Annotated in this window: 8 protein-coding genes; 7 read left to right on the top strand and 1 reads right to left on the bottom strand. The window is 35.3% G+C overall.

Features of this window, described 5'->3' with window-relative positions:
* Positions 1–4: 4 nt before the first annotated feature.
* Complete coding sequence (locus ILA26_RS06585; protein WP_292895578.1) at positions 5–697, top strand: hypothetical protein; 693 nt, start codon at positions 5–7, stop codon at positions 695–697.
* Between the two features lie 33 nt (positions 698–730).
* Here ILA26_RS06585 and ILA26_RS06580 read toward each other — a convergent pair whose 3' ends face one another.
* Positions 731–1,396, bottom strand: coding sequence for a histidinol phosphate phosphatase domain-containing protein (locus ILA26_RS06580; protein WP_292895576.1), 666 nt, complete (start codon positions 1,394–1,396; stop codon positions 731–733).
* 88 nt (positions 1,397–1,484) lie between these two features.
* Between ILA26_RS06580 and ILA26_RS06575 the strand changes: the two genes are divergently transcribed.
* The 6 genes from ILA26_RS06575 to ILA26_RS06550 all read left to right on the top strand — a co-directional run bounded on the left by ILA26_RS06575 (position 1,485) and on the right by ILA26_RS06550 (position 22,774).
* Positions 1,485–2,708, top strand: a complete 1,224-nt coding sequence (locus ILA26_RS06575; protein ID WP_292895574.1) for an FprA family A-type flavoprotein — start codon at positions 1,485–1,487, stop codon at positions 2,706–2,708.
* Positions 2,709–2,972: 264 nt separating this feature from the next.
* Positions 2,973–13,730, top strand: a complete 10,758-nt coding sequence (locus ILA26_RS06570) for a DUF11 domain-containing protein (RefSeq protein ID WP_292895572.1) — start codon at positions 2,973–2,975, stop codon at positions 13,728–13,730.
* Between the two features lie 94 nt (positions 13,731–13,824).
* On the top strand, positions 13,825–14,196 hold the full coding sequence (locus ILA26_RS06565) for a hypothetical protein (RefSeq protein WP_292895570.1): 372 nt from the start codon (positions 13,825–13,827) through the stop codon (positions 14,194–14,196).
* Positions 14,197–14,464: 268 nt separating this feature from the next.
* Complete coding sequence (locus tag ILA26_RS06560; RefSeq protein ID WP_366514888.1) at positions 14,465–14,974, top strand: flavodoxin; 510 nt, start codon at positions 14,465–14,467, stop codon at positions 14,972–14,974.
* A 775-nt stretch (positions 14,975–15,749) separates the two neighbouring features.
* A complete protein-coding gene (locus ILA26_RS06555) occupies positions 15,750–18,470 on the top strand; it encodes a right-handed parallel beta-helix repeat-containing protein (protein ID WP_292895566.1) in 2,721 nt (906 codons plus the stop codon).
* A gap of 758 nt (positions 18,471–19,228) precedes the next feature.
* Entirely contained in the window at positions 19,229–22,774 is a 3,546-nt protein-coding gene (locus ILA26_RS06550) for a hypothetical protein (RefSeq protein ID WP_292895564.1), read from the top strand.
* Positions 22,775–22,825 lie beyond the last annotated feature (51 nt).

The following is a 22,825-nucleotide window of genomic DNA, read 5'->3' as shown; positions in this document are numbered from 1 at the left end:
TATGATGAACTCATTTTTGGATAGCAATGTAATTATTGCATATATTTTTTCATTGGATTCACTACATGATGCATCAAAGACATTAATATTTGATAGTGATAATAATTATTATTCGTTTAATGTAAAAGAAGAAGTAAATAGAGTATTTGCAAGAAAAAATTTTGAATTTAAAACATTCTTTTCTAAATTGATGTTGGACATGATGAAATTGAATGATGTTAATATATTGGGTAGAGAATCATTGCATAGGTCTATTGATAATTATGAGGCAATTGGCAATTTAAGCAATGAAAATTTACATGAATCTTTTGAGAAAATATGGAATCAGTTTGATTTTGGCGAAAATCAGGAAGTATTTTTGGTAAAATTAAAATTTAATGATTTTATCAATAATTTTGAAAGTTTGCACCGTTCAAATAGAAAATATTTATTTAATAAGATGATTTTTGTATCTTCCCATGATAAAAAAGATCGATTTCTTTTGGAAAAAATTGAAGAAGAAAATCTAGAAGAATTTTTGCATGAGGAAGATAAAAACATTCTCTTCGATGCCAATGAGTTCTGTAAAAATAATTTGGAACTTAAATTAAAATTTGTCACAGCTGATCAGGATTTTTTAAAGGCTATTGATATCCTAAAAAATTATCTCTGTTTTGATGAATGTATTAATTTGTTAGAGTTTTCACCTAACAATTAAACATCATCATATTGAGTTATATTTTTTTTTAAGTTATAATATCCCTTTGCTTTTCAAAAGTTCACGAGGATTGTCCACAATAGCTTTCATGGCCTCATCATGGGACAGTCCCGCACCCAATGCGATTTCATATGACTTTTCAAAGGTAATTATGTTGTCGGGTGAGTGGGTATCGGTATTTACAAGAAGTTTGTTTCCGACTTCACGTGCAACGTTTGCTACATGGCCGTTACCAAGGCAGTGTCCCTTACGTGCGGAAATTTCAAGATAGATATCATTTTCTTTAGCAAGCTCTGCCTCTTCAACAGTGATTAATCCTGGGTGTCCTAAGATGTCAATATTTTCTGATTCGACTGCGGCTCTGTTGGTTCCAGGAGTAACAGGTTCGTTCAATGTTTCACCGTGAACGACAACGATTTTTGCACCCAATTCCTTTGCCCTTGCAGCTATTCCATCGATGGATTCGCATGGGGCGTGGGTGACTTCAGCACCTAAAACTACAGTGATGTCCCAATTTGCGTTGATGTCGTCAATGGCATCCTGAATTGCTGGGATTGTTTCAACATTTGACCAGTCTACATGGTCTGTGATTGCAATCGCTTCATGGTTCAATTTTAATGCTCTTCTGGCAAGTTCTGATGGCAACAATTCGCCGTCACTGAATAGGCTGTGCATATGTAAATCGATTCTTTTGTTCAAAATATGACCTCTTAACATTAATTATAATAATTTATATAGAATATAGAATATATATTTATATAACTTAAATATTTATGAGGTTATGAATATGAAAGCAAAAGCAGTAAAAATGGCAGATGGAGTCTATTGGGTTGGTGTAATCCACTGGCACAGCAGAACTTTCCACGGATATGGAATTCCAGGAACCACATACAATGCTTATTTAGTATTTGGTGAAGAAAAGACTGTATTAATCGATAACGTTTATAGAGGAATGTTTGAACAGTTCGATGCAAGAGTAAAAGACGCATTCGAACAGGAAGGAAAAGAATTCAAGATTGATGTCTTTGTTCAAAACCACTCAGAAATGGACCATTCCACATTCTTAAGACAAACTATTGAAGAATACAACCCTGAAGCTGAAATTTACGCTTCCGCAAACTGTATTAAATTTTTAGATGCTCAATATCACAACTTTGGTGATTTGGAAATAAATGCAGTTGCAACAGGCGATGAATTGGACATTGGTGGAAGAACTCTCAAGTTCATCTCAGCTCCTATGCTTCACTGGCCTGACAGCATGTTCACATTGTTAGCTGAAGAAGGAATCTTATTCTCAAACGACGCATTCGGTCAGCATGTGGCTCACTCCAAAAGATTCGATGAGGATTACGATACTGAATACTTGTTAAGAGAAGCACAAAAATACTATGCTAACCTAGTTACCTTAGGCTCTCCAATGCTCAGGATGAAATTGGATGAGTTGACCAACACTGGTTTAATAAATGACATCAAGATGATTGCACCATGTCACGGTCAAATCTGGAAAAACCCTGCTCCAATCGTAGAGAAATACTCTGAATGGGGTAATGGTGTATGTAAGGACAAAATCACTGTCATTTACGATACCATGCACCACTCAACTGAAAAGCTCGCATACCAAATCGCTGAAGGTATCATGAGTGAAGGAGTTGAAGTTGCAATGTACTTCATGCAAGAGGACGGCCCTGACGATGTAATCACAGACATTCTTGACTCAAAGGCAATCGCACTTGGTGCTCCGACAATGATGAACAAGCCGTTCCCAAGAATCGGTAACATGATGTACTGGCTTGACTGTGTCAACTTCAAGGGTACTGGAAGTGAGAAAAACGCTTTAATCTTTTCATCCAAAGGATGGGGTGGAGGAGCAGTTGCAAAACTTCAATCTGAATTGGAAACTGCAGGATTCACTGTAACCGACACTTTGGATGTACTGTTTGTGCCTGATGAGGACGTTTTAGCTGAAGCGTTCGAGAAAGGTGCAGAACTTGCCCGTTCAATCAAGGAATAAATAATTTACATTAATATTTTTTATTTCTTTTTCTTATTTTTCTTATTTTGTACAATAATCTATTTTTTCATTATTTTTTTATCCATTTTCATATTATTCTTATCGATACAAATTGTTTAGGTATGCCTAAACATTTATATATTAGGCATACCTAAATTATTTATTGAGGAACAAATTAGCTATGCTTAGCCATAATTTGTTCCTCTTTTTTTTTTAATGATCAATTTAAATGGAGGTGAAAATATCAAAAAGCGAAAACTGTTGGTGAGTCTTTTAATAATTTTCAGTGTTTTAATATGTATAGGATCAGTAACGGCACAAGATTCATCAAATGCGACTTTAACGATAGATGAGTCTTCGCCTACTGATATTTCACAAGTAACTATAGACGATGAAAATGACATAACGGAAGATGTGGAGGGAATTTCTGAGTCATCCGCCAATGAACAAAATTCCTCTAAGAATCTGCAAAATTCTGTTTCTTTAAGCAAATCCGGCGATATGCTGGGTGCTAGTAATGATAATGAAGTATTGACATACACTCATACTTATGATGTTGAACCTGAAACTCAAATTGTTAAAAATGAGCTTGCTAAGTATGAAAGCGTTAGCAAAGGTGTTAAACTTGAGGGTAAAAACAATGGGCATGACTATATTTTAGTGTATTACACTCCTCAATATCCTGTTGAAGGAGGTTCAGTACTATTTATAATTGAACCTCACGTTAAAAGTGGTAGTGGATACAGTAGTGCTGCATTAAGAAGTGGCCTTCATATAAGCTCAGAAACTCCTTTTGAGGCAGCAAGCGGTAACGCTTATTTCTATCATACATTCTCAAATATCCAACCGGGCACCACTGACTTGTATTTCCACATGACTGGTGGTGCAGAGATTCCGGGTGCTATGGAATTTACCGTTTACAGAAAGACAACTGCTGATTTGATAATATCCGAGCATGAGATTACCTTGCCTGATTCCGTTGACTTGTCAGTGAACATATTGGATCAGAACGGTAATAAAGTCACACATGGTACCGTTTCATATTTCCTTTCAGACGGAACTCCTCTTTTTGAAAACAGGGATGTTAATGATGTGATTCCATGGATTCCAAGTGATGTGGGAGACTACACTGTATATGCCGAATATCATGGTTATGTTGGAGACAGTATCTATTATGGTGGGGCAACTACAGACAGTGAAGACCTACGCGTAAAAGGTCCTTCCAGCGTAACTGTTGGAAACGATAATATTTATTATGGAAGCCCTGCAAGTGTGGATGTTACATTGGTGAACTCAACCGGAATCAATGCAATAACAATCACTGATTCAAAAGGTAATGCTGTTCCTAGAAGTCAATATTCAGTAACAGGTAGTGGAAATAAATATACCATTACTGTAAACAATTTGGCTGCTGATACTTATACTGTAAGCGTAACCAATACTGTTAATACTAATTGGTACATACCTAGTTCAGGTGTGGGCACTATTACTGTAAACCTGAATCCAACCACATTAACATTGGAAGGTGGAAAGACAATCTATGTAGATGGCAGTGCAACATTAACACCTACTGTTAAAGATAATAATGGTAATGTTATAACTGAAGGTACAGTTACATATACTTATGGTACTACTACCATTACTCAAAATGTAAATGACCCTTTAGTGTTCAAAGATCAACCTGCTGGCGAATACACTATCAATGCTGTTTATAATGGTGTTGACGGAAAATACGAAAGAAGTAACTCAGACTCTGAAGATGTTAAAGTTATCAAGTACCCTACAACAACCACGGTTGACTTAAGCGAGTCCACAATCGTTTTAGGGGAAAGCGTAGTCATCACTCCTCATGCATTCAACGGCACTAACGAGATTCATGAGGGAACTTTCACACTCTATGATGGTGAAAATGTCATAGGTACTGTAAATGCTGATGGTACATATACATATACTCCTTTAAATAGTGGAAGTTTGAACATTTATGCTAAATACAATGAAAACCCAACATACTATGAGTCAAGCAACAACAATGGCAAGACTTTAAAAGTACTTCCGACAAGCCAAATTGAAATCACTGCAAACGGTGAAAAGTCACAAGTGACCGTGACCTATGGAACCGATGTTGTGATTGCAAATGTTGTCACTCCAAGCAATGCAAATGGAACTGCACGCCTCAACAAGAACGGCGAATTGGAAAAAGATGACTTTGCAGTAAACAGTGAAGTCAACCTAGGAAAATTGACCCCTGGAACCTATGTCTTCAAGGCAACCTATGACGGAAATGGGGAACTCGGTCCTAGTGAAAGTAACGAAGTCACTGTGATTGTCAAAAATGCTCCATCAACTGTTGCAGCAAATGACACAACAGTAAACTATGGAGACCCTATAAGCGTTAATGTAACCTCAACTCACGCTGATAAAATAAAATATGAGATTATAAATGGTTCTGGTGTTGTTGAAGAAGGATACATTAAACCTGGTGAAAAGATTGATGTTAAAACCAAATTGGACGCCGGTTCATACACAGTAAAATTGACAACCGATCCGGAAAATTACTATGATGGGGCAACAAACGAATCAACCTTGACTGTAAACAAGGCAAATTCAGCTGTTGATATCGATGACATTGTCATCAATCACGGAGAAGATGTAAAAGCACCTGCAACCACTGAAAATGCAACAGGAATTACTTACGTCGTATTGAAGGATGGTGAACCTGTTAAAACTGGTGAAGTTGAAGGTCCTGGAGACAATTATGAAATAATAGTTAAGGACTTAGAGCCTGGAAACTACACACTCAAAGTGACTACAAAAGTGGATGAAGTTAACTACAATGACGCTACAAAAGAAGTTAAAATTACAGTCAAACCTGTTGTCGACTTGGAAATCACAAAAGTCGTTGAAGGTGAAGTAAAAGTATTGGTTGGCGATGAAATAACCTATACCATTACAGTTACCAACAAAGGCCCAAGTACTGCCACTGTAATTGTGGTTAATGATGTGGTGACCGGTCCTGCAACAATCGATGCAACCAAATCAGTAGCTAGTGTCGGTTCCTTAAGCGGAAACACCTGGACTATTGACAAATTGGACAAGGATGCTAAAGCTACCTTGAAACTTGTTGTTGTTGCAAATGATATAGGCACAGTCAAAAACACAGCTGTTGTCAAATGCAGCGAAAACGAAACCGAAAAGACAGCTAACGCACCTGACGTGACCGTTGATCCATTGGTTATTTTGGACATCACTAAAACCGTTGACAAAACCGTTGCTAATGTCGGCGATAATGTGACTTACACCATTACCGTTAAAAATAATGGTCTTTCTGATGCAAGTGATGTTAAAGTTACTGAGAAGTTAAGCAATCTCGTTAAGGTCGTTGACTTTGGAGGTGCTAACTATGTGAATAACGTTTGGACTGTTGGCGATCTGGCTAAAGGTGCAAGCGCAACCTTGAAACTTGTCGTTGAAGTGATTGACAATGGTACTGTTGAAAACAGTGTTTTCGTAAACGCTAAAGAAAACGAAACCATTAAGAATGCAACTTCAGACAATGTGACCGCTAACCCTGTTGTGGATCTTGAAATCACCAAGAAACTTGAAGGTGAAACCACAGTTCTTGTCGGTGACGAATTCACATATGTCATTACAGTTAAGAACAATGGTCCAAGTACTGCTACCAACGTTAAAGTTTCAGAAAAACTTTCTGAACTTGTTAAATTGGTTAGAGATGTAGAAGGATATGATGGTAGCGTATGGACTGTCGGCACATTGGCTAAAGGCCAGTCCAAGGATTTAGTTTTAACTGTTAAAGTAATCAATAATGGTATTATTTCAAATATTGTTGCCGTAACTTCAAAAGAAAACGACACTAACAAATCCAATAACAACGCTAGCGCTCCTGATGTTGAAGCTAAACCTCTTGTTATCCTTGACATCACCAAAACCGTGGACAGAACTGTTGCTAATGTCGGTGAAAATGTGACTTACACTATTACCGTTAAAAACAATGGTCTTTCTGATGCAAGTGATGTTAAAGTTACTGAGAAGTTAAGTGATCTCGTTAAGGTCGTTGACGTTGGTGGTGCTAACTATGTGAATAACGTTTGGACTGTTGGTGATTTGGCTAAAGGCGCTACTGCAACCTTGAAATTGGTTGTTGAAGTGATTGACAATGGTACTGTTGAAAACATTGCATTCGTTAACGCTAAAGAAAACGAAACCCTTAAGAATGCAACTTCTGATAACGTCACTGCTGTTCCTGTAGTTGATGTTGAAGTAACCAAGACAGTTGACAAGACCGTTGCTAATGTTGGTGAGCAAATTACTTACACAATCACTGTAACCAATAAAGGCCCTTCCAAGGCTACCGGCGTTAAAGTGACTGAAGAGTTATCCAAACTTGTTAAATTGGTAAAAGATGTTGAAGGTTATGATGGTCATGTTTGGACTGTTGGTGATTTGGCTAATGGTGAATCCAAAAAGTTAGAATTAGTCGTTGAAATTATCAACAATGGTACTGTTGAAAACTTTGTGGCTGTAACCTCTACAGAAGAAGACACAAACAAATCCAACAACAATGATACTGCGGATAATGTTACTGCAAGACCTGTAGTTGACCTTGAAATCACTAAAGTGGTTAATACTACCAAGGCTAACGTTGGTGAACAAGTTAAATATACAATTACTGTTACTAACAATGGTCCTTCCAAAGCTACTGACGTTAAAGTAACTGAGGAATTATCCAAGCTTGTTGAATTGGTTGGAACTGTTGAAGGTTATGACGGTCATGTATGGACCGTTGGCGATTTGGCTAAAGGCGAATCCAAAGAGTTAGAATTAGTTGTTAAGATTATTGCTAACGGTACTGTTGAAAACTTTGTAGCTGTAACTTCTAATGAAAATGATACCAACAAATCCAACAACAATGACACTTCAGACAACGTTACTGCTGTTCCTGTAGTTGACTTGGAAATCACTAAAGTGGTTAATACTACCAAGGCTAATGTTGGTGAAAAGGTAACTTACACAATCACTGTAACCAATAAAGGTCCTTCTAATGCTACTGGCGTTAAAGTGACTGAAAAGTTAAGTGATCTTGTTAAAGTTGTTGACTTTGGTGATGCTGACTATGATGTAGGCACTAATGTTTGGACTGTTGGTGATTTGGTTAAAGGCGCTACTGCAACCTTAAAGTTAGTTGTTGAAATTATCAATAACGGTACTGTTGAAAACGTTGCTGTTGTAAACTCTACCGAAAACGACACAAATATAACAAATAACAATGCTACTTCAGACAATGTCACTGCTGTTCCTGTAGTTGATGTTGAAATCACAAAAACAGTAGATAAGACTGCTGTTCTTGTTGGAGACAATATAACCTACACAATCACTGTAACCAACAAAGGCCCATCCACTGCTACTGACGTTAAAGTATCAGAAAAATTATCTGATCTCGTTAAATTGGCTAAGGATGTGGAAGGTTATGATGGTAAAATATGGAATGTTGGCACATTGGCTAAAGGAGAATCAAAAACTTTGACCTTAGTTGTCACTGTTCTTTCAAACGGTACAATTTCAAACAGTGTTAATGTCACATCCAAAGAAAACGACACAAACAAAACCAATAACAATGCTAGCGCTCCTGATGTTAAAGTTAACTCATTAGTTATCTTGAATATCACTAAAGTGGTTGACAGAACTGTTGCTAATGTCGGTGAAAATGTAACCTACACAATCACTGTAACCAACAATGGTCTTTCAAACGCTACTGGTGTTAAAGTGACTGAGAAGTTAAGTGATCTTGTTAAAGTTGTAGACTTTGGTGATGCTGATTACGATGTAAAAACTAATGTCTGGACAATTGGAGATTTAGCTAAAGGCGCTACCGCAACCTTAAAGTTAGTTGTTGAAATCATCAATAACGGTACTGTTGAAAACGTAGCTATTGCAAACTCTAATGAAAACGACACAGATAAAAACGCAACTTCCGATAACGTCACTGCTGTTCCTGTTGTTGACCTTGAAATTACCAAAGTGGTTAATACTACCAAGGCTAATGTTGGTGAGCAAATTACTTACACAATCACTGTAACCAATAAAGGTCCTTCTAATGCTACTGGCGTTAAAGTGACTGAAAAGTTAAGTGATCTTGTTAAAGTTGTTGACTTCGGCAAAGCTGATTATGATGTAAAAACTAACATCTGGAATATTGGCAGCTTAAATAAAGGTGAAACTGTTGTTTTAAATTTAATTGTTGAAATTATCAATAATGGTACTGTTGAAAACGTTGCTGTTGTAAACTCTACTGAAAACGACACTAACATAACCAATAACAATGCAACTTCTGATAATGTTACTGCTGTTCCTGTAGTTGATGTTGAAGTTACTAAAGTGGTTAATGTAACTACTGCTAATGTTGGTGAACAAATTAAATACACAATCACTGTAACCAACAATGGTCCTTCCAATGCTACTGGCGTTAAAGTGACTGAAGAATTGTCCAAACTTGTTGAGTTAACTGAACCTGTCGAAGGTTATGATGGTCATGTATGGTCTGTTGGTGATTTGGCTAAAGGTGAATCCAAAGAGTTAGTTTTGATTGTTAAGATCATTGCTAATGGTACTGTTGAGAACTTTGTAGCTGTAACTTCTACCGAAAATGATACCAACAAATCTAACAATAATGACACTGCGGACAATGTTACTGCTGTTCCTGTTGTTGACTTGGAAATCACTAAAGTGGTTAATACTACTAAGGCTAATGTTGGTGAAAAGGTAACTTACACAATCACTGTAACCAATAAAGGTCCTTCTAATGCTACTGGCGTTAAAGTGACTGAGAAGTTAAGTGGTCTTGTTAAAGTTGTAGACTATGGTACTGCTAATTATGATGTAGGCACTAACGTTTGGACTGTTGGTGATTTGGCCAAGGATGCTACTGCAACCTTAAACTTAGTTGTTGAAATCATCAATAACGGTACTGTTGAAAACGTTGCTATTGTAAACTCTACCGAAAACGACACTAACATAACCAATAACAATGCAACTTCTGATAATGTCACTGCTGTTCCTGTAGTTGATGTTGAAGTAACCAAGACAGTTGACAAGACTGTTGCTAATGTTGGTGAGCAAATTACTTACACAATCACTGTAACAAATAAAGGTCCTTCCAAAGCAACCGGTGTTAAAGTGACTGAGGAATTATCTGACCTTGTTAAATTGGTCAAAGATGTTGAAGGTTATGATGGTCATGTCTGGACTGTTGGTGATTTGGCTAAAGGTGAATCCAAAAAGTTAGAATTAGTCGTTGAAATTATTGCTAACGGTACTGTTGAGAACTTTGTAGCTGTAAACTCCACTGAAAATGATACCAACAAATCCAACAACAACGATACTGCGGATAATGTTACTGCTGTTCCTGTGGTTGACCTTGAAATCACTAAGGTTGTTAATACAACAAAAGCTAACGTTGGTGAAAAGGTAACTTACACAATCACTGTAACCAATAAAGGTCCTTCTAACGCTACTGGCGTTAAAGTGACTGAAAAGTTAAGTGATCTTGTTAAAGTTGTTGACTATGGCAAAGCAGATTATGATGTAGGCACTAATGTTTGGACTGTTGGTGATTTGGCTAAAGGTGCTACTGCAACCTTAAACTTAGTTGTTGAAATCATCAATAACGGTACTGTTGAAAACTTTGTAGCTGTAAATTCCACTGAAAATGATACCAACAAATCCAACAACAATGACACTTCAGACAATGTCACTGCTGTTCCTGTTGTAGATTTAGAAATCACTAAAGTGGTTAATACAACCAAAGCTAATGTCGGTGAGCAAATAACTTACACAATCACTGTAACCAACAAAGGCCCTTCCAAGGCTACTGGTGTTAAAGTGACTGAAGAGTTATCCGAGCTTGTTGAATTGGTTGGAACTGTTGAAGGTTATGACGGTCATGTATGGACTGTTGGTGATTTGGCTAATGGTGAATCCAAAAAGTTAGAATTAGTTGTTAAGATTATTGCTAACGGTACTGTTGAGAACTTTGTAGCTGTAAACTCTACTGAAAATGATACCAACAAATCCAATAACAATGATACTGCGGATAATGTTACTGCTGTTCCTGTAGTTGACCTTGAAATCACTAAAGTGGTTAATGTAACTACTGCTAATGTTGGTGAAAAGGTAACTTACACAATCACTGTAACCAACAAAGGTCCTTCCAATGCTACTGGCGTTAAAGTGACTGAAAAGTTAAGTGATCTCGTTAAAGTCATGGACTACGGTAATGCAGATTATGATGTAGGCACTAATGTTTGGACTGTTGGTGATTTGGCTAAGGATGCTACTGCAACCTTAAACTTAGTTGTCGAAATCATTAACAATGGTACTGTTGAAAACGTTGCTATTGTAAACTCAACTGAAAATGATACTAACATAACAAACAACAATGATACTGCTGATAATGTTACTGCTGTTCCTGTTGTTGATCTTGTAATCACAAAAACAGTTGACAAGACTTCCGTTCTTGTTGGTGACAATGTAACCTACACAATCACTGTAACCAACAAAGGTCCGTCCACAGCTACTGATGTCAAAGTGGCTGAAAAATTATCAGACCTTGTTAAATTAGCTGAAAAAGTGGATGGATATGACGGCAGCGTATGGACTGTTGGCACATTGGCTAAAGGAGAAACTAAAACATTGAAATTAGTTGTTACTGTCATTTCAAATGGTACAATTCCGAACAGCGTATCAGTCACATCTAAAGAAAACGACACTAACAAAACAAATAACAATGCTAGTGCTCCTGACGTTGATGCAAAACCATTGGTAATATTAAACATTACCAAGACAGTCGATGTCAAATCTGCAAATGTCGGAGAAAATGTAACATACACAATCACTGTAACCAACAACGGTCTTTCTGACGCTACTGGCGTTAAAGTGACTGAGAAGTTAAGCGATCTTGTCAAAGTTGTTGACTTTGGCGATGCTGATTACGATGTGTCCATTAATGTTTGGACTGTTGGCAACTTGGCTAAAGGCGCTACTGCAACCTTAAAGTTAGTTGTTGAAGTTATCAATAATGGTACTGTTGAAAACAGCGTATTCGTAAACTCAAATGAAAACGACACTGATGTAAACACAACTTCCGACAATGTTACTGCAATTCCTGTGGTTGACCTTGAAATAACTAAAACAGTTGACAAAACAGTTGTAAACGTCACAGATGAAATAACATTCACTATTGTTGTTAAAAACAATGGTCCTTCCAAGGCTACTGGTGTTAAAGTGACTGAAGAGTTATCCAAACTTGTTGAGTTAACAAAACATGTTGAAGGTTATGACGGTCATGTATGGACTGTCGGTGACTTGGCTAAAGGCGAATCCAAAGAATTGGTACTTGTTGTTAAAGTAATTGGAAACGGAACCATAGCAAACGCTGTAATCGTTGCTTCCAATGAAAATGATACAAACAAATCCAATAACAATGCTTCATCCGATAATGTGACTGCATTGCCTATAGTTGACCTTGAAATCACTAAAGTGGTTGACAGAACCACAGCTAATGTCGGCGAAAATGTAACATACACAATTACCGTTACTAACAAAGGCCCTTCAGATGCTACTGATGTTAAAGTAACTGACGTATTGAGTGATCTTGTTAAAGTTATTGACTTTGGTGATGCTGAATATGATGGAGGCACCAACGTTTGGACTGTTGGTGATTTGGCTAAGGACGCTACTGCAACCTTGAAATTAGTAGTTGAGATTATCAACAACGGCACTGTTGAAAACGTCGTATCAGTTTCATCTGCTGAAAACGATACAAACATGTCTAACAATAATGCTACTGCCGAAAATGTGACTGCAATTCCTGTAGTCGATTTAGAAATCTCCAAAACTGTTGATAAGACAACCGCTAATGTTGGTGATGAAATCACTTTCACTATTGTTGTTAAAAACAATGGTCCTTCCAAGGCTACTGGTGTTAAAGTGACTGAAGAGTTATCCAAACTTGTTGAGTTAACTAAACCTGTTGAAGGTTATGATGGTCATGTGTGGACTGTTGGTGACTTGGCTAAAGGTGAATCCAAGGAATTGGTATTGGTTGTAAAAGTCATTGCTGATGGAATCATTGAAAATAATGTAACCGTTTCAGGTAATGAAAACGATACAAACAAATCCAATAACAACGCTTCATCAGATAATGTTACTGCTGTTCCTGTGGTGGATCTTGTAATCACTAAAAAGGTTGATAAGACTACCGCAACCGTTGGTGACTTGATTAAATTCACAATTACTGTGACTAATAACGGTCCAAGTGATGCAACAGGTGTTAAAGTAACTGAAAAATTAAGCAAATTGGTCAAACTCCAAGGTACTGTCAAAGGTTACTCTGGAAATGTTTGGAATGTAGGCAATTTAGCTAAAGGAGAAACAAAAACACTGGAGCTTGTTGTTAAAGTAATTAGTGCTGGAACTATTGAAAACAATGTAGATGTAAGTGCTAATGAAAAAGACACAAATGTCAAAAACAACCATGCTTCATCTGATAAGGTTAAAGCAAAAGCTAAAGAGTCTGTTGTAAAAGTTAAGGTTAAATTCTTAACTAAAAAAGGCAAATTGCTTAAAAACCAGAAAGTTACTTTCAAATACTTGGGAAAAACATACACAGCGAAAACTAATAGCAAGGGAATTGCAACCATAAAAGTTAAAAAAGTTGGAAATAAAGTTAATGGAGTTGTTAAGTTTAATAAGGTTGTATTTGATGAAAAAGTTTTAAAACATAAAGCTATCAAATTCAAGTATTCCATTAAATTCACCAATTCCAAAGGCAAACCTTATGTTGGTAAGACTGTTGTTATCAAATTTAAAGGAAAAACATATAAAGTCAAAACCAATAAGAAAGGTGTAGCTTCTTTATCTCTTAAAAACTTGAAAAAAGGAAAATATAATATTGTTGCTTATTATAAGGACACATATTATAGCACATCCCTTAAAATTAAAAAATAGGTTATTAACTTAACCATTTTTTTATTTTTTTGATTAAGATTATAATGGAGGTATAAATATTAATAGGAAATTTTTAATATCAACAATACTGATCATGTTAATCCTATCCTGTGGAATTGTTGCTGCAGCGGATAATGGTACTGGTGACTCATTAAGCGAGGATTCAAATAATGATAATGCATTGTCTGAATCTTCTGACAGTGAAGACCAAAGCAGTGATGATCAAAGCAGTGAAGATTCATCAGCTGATTCTAGTTCAGATTCAGAAGATGAGGATGTGAATACAGAAATAGATGTTGATGTTATTTATGACAGGAATGTGACCAATGACGATAATGCATCAACAGAAGTTCCTTCAAAGCATCATAATCCTATAGATTTAACAGTGCATGAAACTAGCAATCCGATAGTTTTCGGTTTGATTGCTATAATAGGTATATTTTTGCCTTTTAGAGGACGTATATAATTACGTTTTCTATTTTTATTTTTTTAAAAACAAGTGTGTGGAGAGAATTTCTGAGTCATCCGCCAATGAACAAAATTCTTTTAAGTATCCACATGTAGTATATTATTTATTTATTCTATTTAAAGATATTACTATTTAGGATTTCCAAAATTCCATTTTTAAGAGCTTTTTTTAGGTAAACTTAAATTATCAATGGATATTTGGTTAATTGTTGCGATTAACAACATTTATATACTAAAAAAACTTAAACAATAAACAAGGAGTTAATATTATGTCAAGCTTAGTAATTTACTTTTCAAGAAACGGTGAAAACTACTTTGGTGGTGAACTTAAAAACATAGAAAAAGGAAACACTGAAGTGATTGCCGAATACATTCAGGAATTGGATGGTGCAGACTTATTTAAAGTGGAACCTGCAGTTGAATATCCTGCAGATTACATGAAATGCATTGATGTTGCCAAAAAGGAACAGCAAGCTGGAGCAAGGCCTGAAATTAAGGAAACCCTTGAAAGCATTGATCAGTATGACACAATTTACATAGGTTTTCCAAACTGGTGGGGAACATTGCCAATGCCTATGTTTACACAATTGGAACAACTTGACTTTACAGGCAAAGTCGTAAAACCATTTGTGACTCATGAGGGGTCCGGTTTTGGCTCATCACAAAAGGATTTGGCCAAATTATGTGAAGGTGCTGAAATCAAAAGAGGATTGTCCATTCCTGGCGCCAGTGTGGGCAGTGCAAAGGATACCGTAAAAGCATGGATCGAAGAATAATCCATTTCTTTTCACTATTTTTTTTATAATTTTTTCTGTTTATTTTTTGTAATATATTTCTTAATTTAGTATAAAATATTATACCTTAATTTGAAATATTTGTATTTTGAAATTTTTTTGTATTTTGATAATTTTCATAATTTTGTGATATATTTTTAATATGTATATTTTTTTTAACATTTTAATCTTTATTTTTCAATTAAAATGTACTTATTTTAAAAAATATTTTTTTTATTTAATTTTAAATATGTTCAATATTTTAATAATTTTAATAAATATTTTTGATATTAAACTTTAAATATTATTATTAAAATATGTTAAATATGCAATAATATTGTATTTTGTATATATTTATTGTGGATTGGATAATTTTTATTATCTAATTTTGATTAAATTTTAAAATTTAATTAAAAAAGGTATTAATTTAAATAATATATTAAAGATTTATTGGGTTAAATCAATATTATAGTGAATATAAAAAATCAAATGTTCAGATAAAATTTTACCTGAATATGATTGGTATTCTCCGGTCTAGTGCTGCTCATCATGGGCATGATTAAAATGATTTAGTCATGTTTCGTCTTGATTAGCATGCTGATGATTGTGTATATTATTTGTATGATGTTTAAATTAACTGGAAATAAATTTAATTTATATTATTATTAAATTATTGTTTGATTAGTTTATATTTTGATTTGACTCTCATTTGAGGGAAAAAATGAAATTTAATAAACTATTTAAGATTTTATTATTAATTAGTGTAATATGCTTATTTATGGGTGCTGTTGCAGCTGCTGATGATGTGGACAGTCATGCGGTTGGAGCAGAAGATGGAAATTTGGCGGTTGAACATGAAGACGTTTCTGACAAGTTACAGTCATCAGATGATGAGGTATTGAGTGCAGGTAACAGTTGGTATGTTAAGGCAGGTGCATCCGGAGGAGATGGATCTGAAACAAGTCCTTATTCTGATATAAAATCAGTAACAAATAACGCAAACTATAAGGAAAATGATGTTATTTATGTAATGGACGGTACTTACAAAGGTGCAAAAAACCGTAACATTGACTTGAAGGAAAACACTACCGTAAAGGCTTATGAAGGAGCAAATCCAATATTTGATGCTCAAAAACAAGAGTCTATATTTGTGCTTTCAAAGAATGGAATTACACTTCAAGGATTGACATTGATTAATGGTGGGGGAGTTGTTGCAACAACCGCACAAGGTGCAAATAACTGGTGTGGTGGAGCAATCTGCAACTCTGGAAATAATTTAACTGTTGACGGTTGTACCATAAAAACCAATGACCCTATCACATATGGTGGTGGAATCTACTCAAAAGGTAAAAACACACAAATCACAAACTCAAACTTTGAAGGATGTGAAGCAACTTATGGTGGTGCAATAGCAATTGACGGACCATATGCTAAAATTATTAACAATAAGTTTGAAAATAATGCCGGAAGTCAAGGTGGAGCAATAAACATCTATAATTATGGTGGAGCTCTCATTGCTGATAACTCATTTACAAGAAATCGTGCTAGTAATGGATATGCTGGAGGAATATACGCTCGTGCTGGTGACAATTTAATAAAAAATAACACTTTCGACCACAACACTGCAAAAAGTTATGGTGGAGCAATAATCACTGTAAATCCAAATAATGTAATAGACAATTGTACTTTTACTAATAATCAAATATTTAACGATAATTCAAATGCAAATTTTGGAGGAGCAATTTATTCCCAAGGGTTTAATACCACCATCTCAAATTCCAAGTTCAGCAATAATGCTGTTAGGGATAATGGTGGAGCAATATATGTTAGAAATAGTGATAACTTAATTGAAAATTGTTCCTTTGATAAGAATTGGGCCGCAAGAGGTGGTGCAATTTATATTGCACCAGTTGTATCCGGTAAGAATATCACAAACGTAACTGTAAATAACTGTATATTTGATAAAAACGGAGTTGATGAAAGTAAAGGAGGAGCTATATTTTCATATGCTCAAAATATTCATTTCATCGATTCAACATTTGAAGGTAATGTAGGTCTCTCCTCTGGTGCTATCCAATTGGTTGGTAATAATAACACTATTGAAGGTTGTACTTTCAAAAACAATATTGCAAATCACTACGGTGGTGGAGCTATATCCAGTGCAAGTACTGGAGACACTGTATCCAACTGTGTATTTGAAAATAACAGAGCTATGGGTTATGGTGGAGCCATCAGTATGAATTATGTCACTGTAGTCGACTCAATCTTTAATGAAAACAGTGCTGATCACGGCGGTGCAATTTATACAATTAACGCTACCTTAAAAAATTGTGAATTCAATGAAAACCAGGCTAACAACAATTGGGTTGTATTGGCTGAAGACACATTGGAATTGTCCGGCAACAAGAATTTAGGCGAGCTTGTCATTATTGACAACGATTTATTGATGGCAACAAGTGCAACTCCGCAAATTCCTGTTCAATTTGGAAATAATGAAAAAATCAAGATTACAACCAGTGAAGATGGAAACATTGCTTATGCTGACGGATATGTTGCATACTGTGTTGAGGAACTCACTGATGCACCTACATTCGGTGTTTTAAGAAGTGATGTTTCTGCAGTCAAAAACGCAGTCACTCAAGAGCAAGTCGGTGAATACCTTAAATTATTGGTTTATCATTATGGTGATAAATATGAGTATGAGGATTTCGCAAAATTAGTGCACATATTCACTGAAACCGATTACACTTCAAGCGATAACGAAATCGTTAAGGATGTATTGGCCAGATTCAACAACGGCGAATCACTGCCTGACGTATATATTGAAAAACAGGATGATGGTTCCTTCGTGCAATACACATTCAAATCCGTTATTGTGCCTCAAGCAACCCAGAACTTGCTGTTATACAACATCAGTTCAGTTGTGCCTAATATGACTGTTGAGAAAATATCAAACAATGTAACTGCAAAAGTTGGTGACTTGGTCAGCTTTGACATTACCGTTAACAATACAGGTAACTGTACATTAACAGGTGTTTATGTTATTGACAGCGATTACACTGACGGTTTGAAATATGATCACTTTGTCGATGAAACAGGCAAATGGTCTTATGAGGGCAACGGCAAGTTTGTTTACAAGGGTGCTCTTAAAGCAAATCAAACAGCTAAGTTCACTGTTGTATTTGAAGCATTAACCGAGGGATTCAAGGTCAACAATGTAACTGCAGGAAATAATCTAACTAATGATACAGTCAACAGTACAAACACAACTAATGTGACAGTTGTACCTAAGAATGAGACTGACGTTCCTGAAAATGAAACAGATGTTCCAGAAAATGAGACTGATGTTCCTGAAAACAAGACTGTGGATCATAAAAAGGTTACTAAAACAACAAAAGCTAAAACAGTGAAATCCAATGTTGAAAATGCAACTGGTAATCCATTGTTATTGTTATTGGCTGCATTGATCATTCCGGTAATTAGATTTAAAAGAAAATAAAAAATAAATGTATAAGGGGTTTTTAACTCCTTATATCTTCTTTTTTTTAAATTAATATTTTTATATTATTTTTTCATATTGTATATTGACTTATTTTTTTTTAAAGGCATAATGTATATTTATTTTGTATGAAACATGTTACATAGATAATTATTTAATAATATATTAAATGTTTATTATTCTGGACATGTCTTCTTTTTTTGTAAATATTTCATGTATTTATTAAAAATATTGTCATGTAATAAATATTATTCTTTTATTTGTAGATTCTTTTAATTTTATAGGCGGGTTATTAAATGCAATTATTTTTTTATAAATGAATTATGTTCAATATTTTTTAATTTTTTTAATTATTAACATTTAAATAATATGATTAAAATAATTTATTATGCAATAATATTATTTATTGTTATAACGATATTTATTTTTAATTAAAATTTAATATTTAATTAAAAAATTATTAATTTAAATAATATATTAAAGATTTATTGGGTTAAATCAAATCTTATGTTAAATATAAAAATCAAATGTTCAGATAAAATTTTTACTTGAATATGATTGGTATTCTCCGGTCTAGTGCTGTTGATATGAGTATGATCAAACTCGGATTTGGTTGTGTCTCGTTTTGAATTGCATGCTGATGATTGTGTATATTATTTATATGAGGTTTAAATTAACTGGAATAAATTTAATTTATATTATTAAATTAGGTATTTGATTAGTTTATGTTTTGGTTTGACTCTCATTTGAGGGCAAAAATGAAATTTAATAAACTATTAACAATTTTATTATTAATTGGTGTATTATGCTTATGTATAAATGCTGTTGCGGCTGCAGATAACTTGACTGAAAAATCTATGGTCGGAACAGATGACAGTAACTTGATGGTTGAAAAAAATGATGTTCATGAAGAAACTCATGAAGCAAGTGTTAATGATGTAAAGAACTCCAAATTGTCTAATAATAAGTTGGGTGCATCAAATGAGGAAGTATTGGGTGCTGGTGAGGATCCTCTTTACTACCTGTGGTACTATACTTATTATGCAGATGGAGAGTACGACTTGACTCATGACTATAAATACACTCCAGGTAGATGGGATGATGATCCCGCTATGGATATGGGAATTCAATTCAACAAGCCCCTTATAGTCAATGGTCACGGCCATACGATTGATGGGGGCGGAGTTAAAAATCTGTTGTTGGTCACCGGTAGCAATATCATTTTCATGGATATAAAATTTATCAACGGACACGATACATCAGATGGACCTATCCATATTTATGGAGATAATGTGTACTTCTTTAACTGCAGCTTTATAGACAATGACGGTGCCTCAGGGGGAGCAATAAACTGGCAAGGAAAAGACGGTGGTTTGACTGACTGTACTTTCAAGTCAAATAGTGCAACCAGTAACGGTGGTGCTTTGTATGTTGGCAATCCCGTTGAGATTCAAAATTGTGAATTCATAGAAAACACCGCAAGGTTTTTCGGAGGAGCGGTTTATGTTCCAGATAGTATCACAGACCAGCTAATCGCTGAGTCAACATTCACTAATAATTCAGCTGCTCATGGAGGGGCTGTTTATTTGGGAGGTAAAAAAGGAGATATTGCAAACTCAAAATTCAATGAAAACCACGCTGAAAGAGAAGGAGGTGCAGTTTACGTCAAGGGAGATGATTGCATAATCGACAATACCGAACTCCATGCTAATGAAGCGGAATATGGGGGTGCTGTCTATTGGAAAGGCGATGATGGGAAATTAATTTTTTCCATGCACATTGATGAAAACAAAGCTTCAGTAGGTGGTGCAGTTTACTGGGAAGGAGAAAACGGAAACATATACCAATCTCGTTTACACAACAATCACGCTTCATCTGGAGGTGGGCTTTATCTTAATGCTGCCAATAAAATAGAACACAGCCATTTTGATTCAAATGATGCTGAAAGCGGTGCTGGAATTTATGTCAGTTATAAAGCTGATGGTGTTGAAGTAGACCATACCAATTTTGGCCAGAATAGGGCTAGGAGTACCGGTGGTGCTATCTATTGGGATGCTCCTAATGGTATAGTTAACAATTCAGTGTTTTTCAATAATTGGGTAGATGCTAATCCAGGTTCTGCAAAAGGTGGTGCCATCTATTGTGACGGTGACAATGCATTAATCAACAATTCCAAATTCACCTGGAACATGGCATTTAGCCAAGGTTCTTATGCGGATGGTGGTGCGTTGAACATTAAAGATCACAATGTAATAGTGGAAAACTGTGAGTTTGAAAACAACATTGCAGGATCCAATGGTGGAGCAATTCACTGGGAAGGAGACCATGGTGTAGTGTACAACTCAACATTCAAAGGAAACAATGCATCAGTTGAAGGTGGAGCTATTAACGGTATTGGAGAAAATCTTCTGATTAATGAGTCTACTTTCATAAAAAACAATGCTCTTTACTATGTTGGTGGGGCTCTTGCTTTAGACGCTTACGGTACAGTCGATAATTCAACATTCATTGAAAACTTCGCATATAAGGGCGGTGCCATTCATTGGATTGATGAGGGATATTGTATAATAAACAATTCAGTGTTTTATAAGAACCATGCAATCTATGCCGGTGGAGCGGTTTCTTGTGACTATTACTATTTCCATGCAGATAAGTTCATCCAAAACACGGAATTTGTAAATAATTCATGTGTCAATTATGGGGGAGCTGTTGCATCTCTTGACACTGAAATGGATAACTGTACTTTCATAAACAATTCCGCAAATATGGGTGGTGCTGTTCATTCATATGATTCAAAAATTAACAGTTCCAAGTTTTCCAATAACAATGCGCGTTATGGTAATGACATTTACCACAGTGGAACATTGGATCTAATAAACATTGAAGTTCCAAAGGAAAACATAGTATTTGTTCCAAGTGAATTGGCGGAAATCGTAAAATATAATATTGGTAACTCTACACGTCTGATGAACAACTCATATATTGGGATGTGCTTTGAAAGGAATTCCCTATTGCCTAAATATGGTTCATATGATGAGTCCTTGCATGCTTTAATCAATGTTTTAACTGGTGAAAGCATTGTTGAATACTTGAAAATATTGATTTATGACTCATTCAATTCAATGGATGACGTATATTCTCATGAAGGGGACAATTACACATTATATCCTGAAGGATGGGAGGGAAGGCCTGAAAGCGAAGACAAATCAAATTGGGTACCTATTTCTCGTACTGACTATTACAGTAGGGTAGTTCACATCTTTTCAGACTGTGACTTTAGAAAAAGCGTTCACCCTGAAGTGAAACGTATATTGGAACTTTATGACAATGGATTCAGAGTAAATCAAGACCAGACAAAAGAGGTGAATGGTTCAACCATTTTATATCATTTCTCTACTTTGATTTCTCCAGCATCACAAAGCCTGTTCCTGTTCCTTATCCAAAAGCCTAACATGACAGTCAACAAGACCTATCTTAACAAGACCGTGACAGTCTATGTGCATGACACTGTCGCATTCAATATAACTGTAAATAACACAGGTAAAGGTCCTCTAATCAATGTAACTGTAAATGAAAAGTACAATCCGAAAGAATTGCAATATGTGAGGCATTCCGACAGTAGCAAATGGATTAAGGATGGCGACGTATTCAGATACAATGGAACTATTGGAATTGGTAAAAATGCTACTTTAACAGTCTGGTTTAAGACTTTAGCTAGTGGTAACTTGCTAAATACTGTCGTTGCAGCTTCCAAGGGTGTCAATGGCACTACAGCAAACAACACTACAACAGTGTACAGGCATAGCTTGTCAGTTAAAAAAATTTCTTTGACTCCTATTGTGAAAATAGGTGAGATCACTTCATTCAAGATTGTAGTTACCAATACAGGGGACTGTAAATTAGGAGATATCTTCGTAAAAGAGAATGATTATGACGGTTTGATATTTAAGAGTTATAAAGGTGGCAAATGGACCAAAAAAGGAGACACATTCTATTTTGATGGTGTTTTAAATCCAGGCGAGTCATGTGAGTTTACAGTGTTCTTCAAGACAACTAAAGTTGGTGATTTCATAAACACTGTCATTGCTGGTTCAAATTTCACTGATAATGAAACAACTCACAATAAAACCAAAGTGATAGAAAACAAAACTCCTAAAACTCCTGTAAACAAAACCAACAAGACAGTTCCTAAAAAGCCTCCTGTCAAAACAGACATTATGAGGCCAACAGGTAATCCTATTGTCGCATTGCTTGCGGTTCTTTTCATAGCTTGTGGAACATCAATCAGAAAATTTAAAAAATAAATCTATTGGAGCGTCATGCTCCTATCTTTTTCTTTTTTTTTAGTTAATTTT

Source organism: Methanobrevibacter sp. (genome assembly GCF_017940815.1).
Taxonomy (GTDB): domain Archaea; phylum Methanobacteriota; class Methanobacteria; order Methanobacteriales; family Methanobacteriaceae; genus Methanocatella.
The sequence above is the reverse complement of the archived record's forward strand: the minus strand, read 5'-3'. Positions and strand labels throughout refer to the sequence as shown.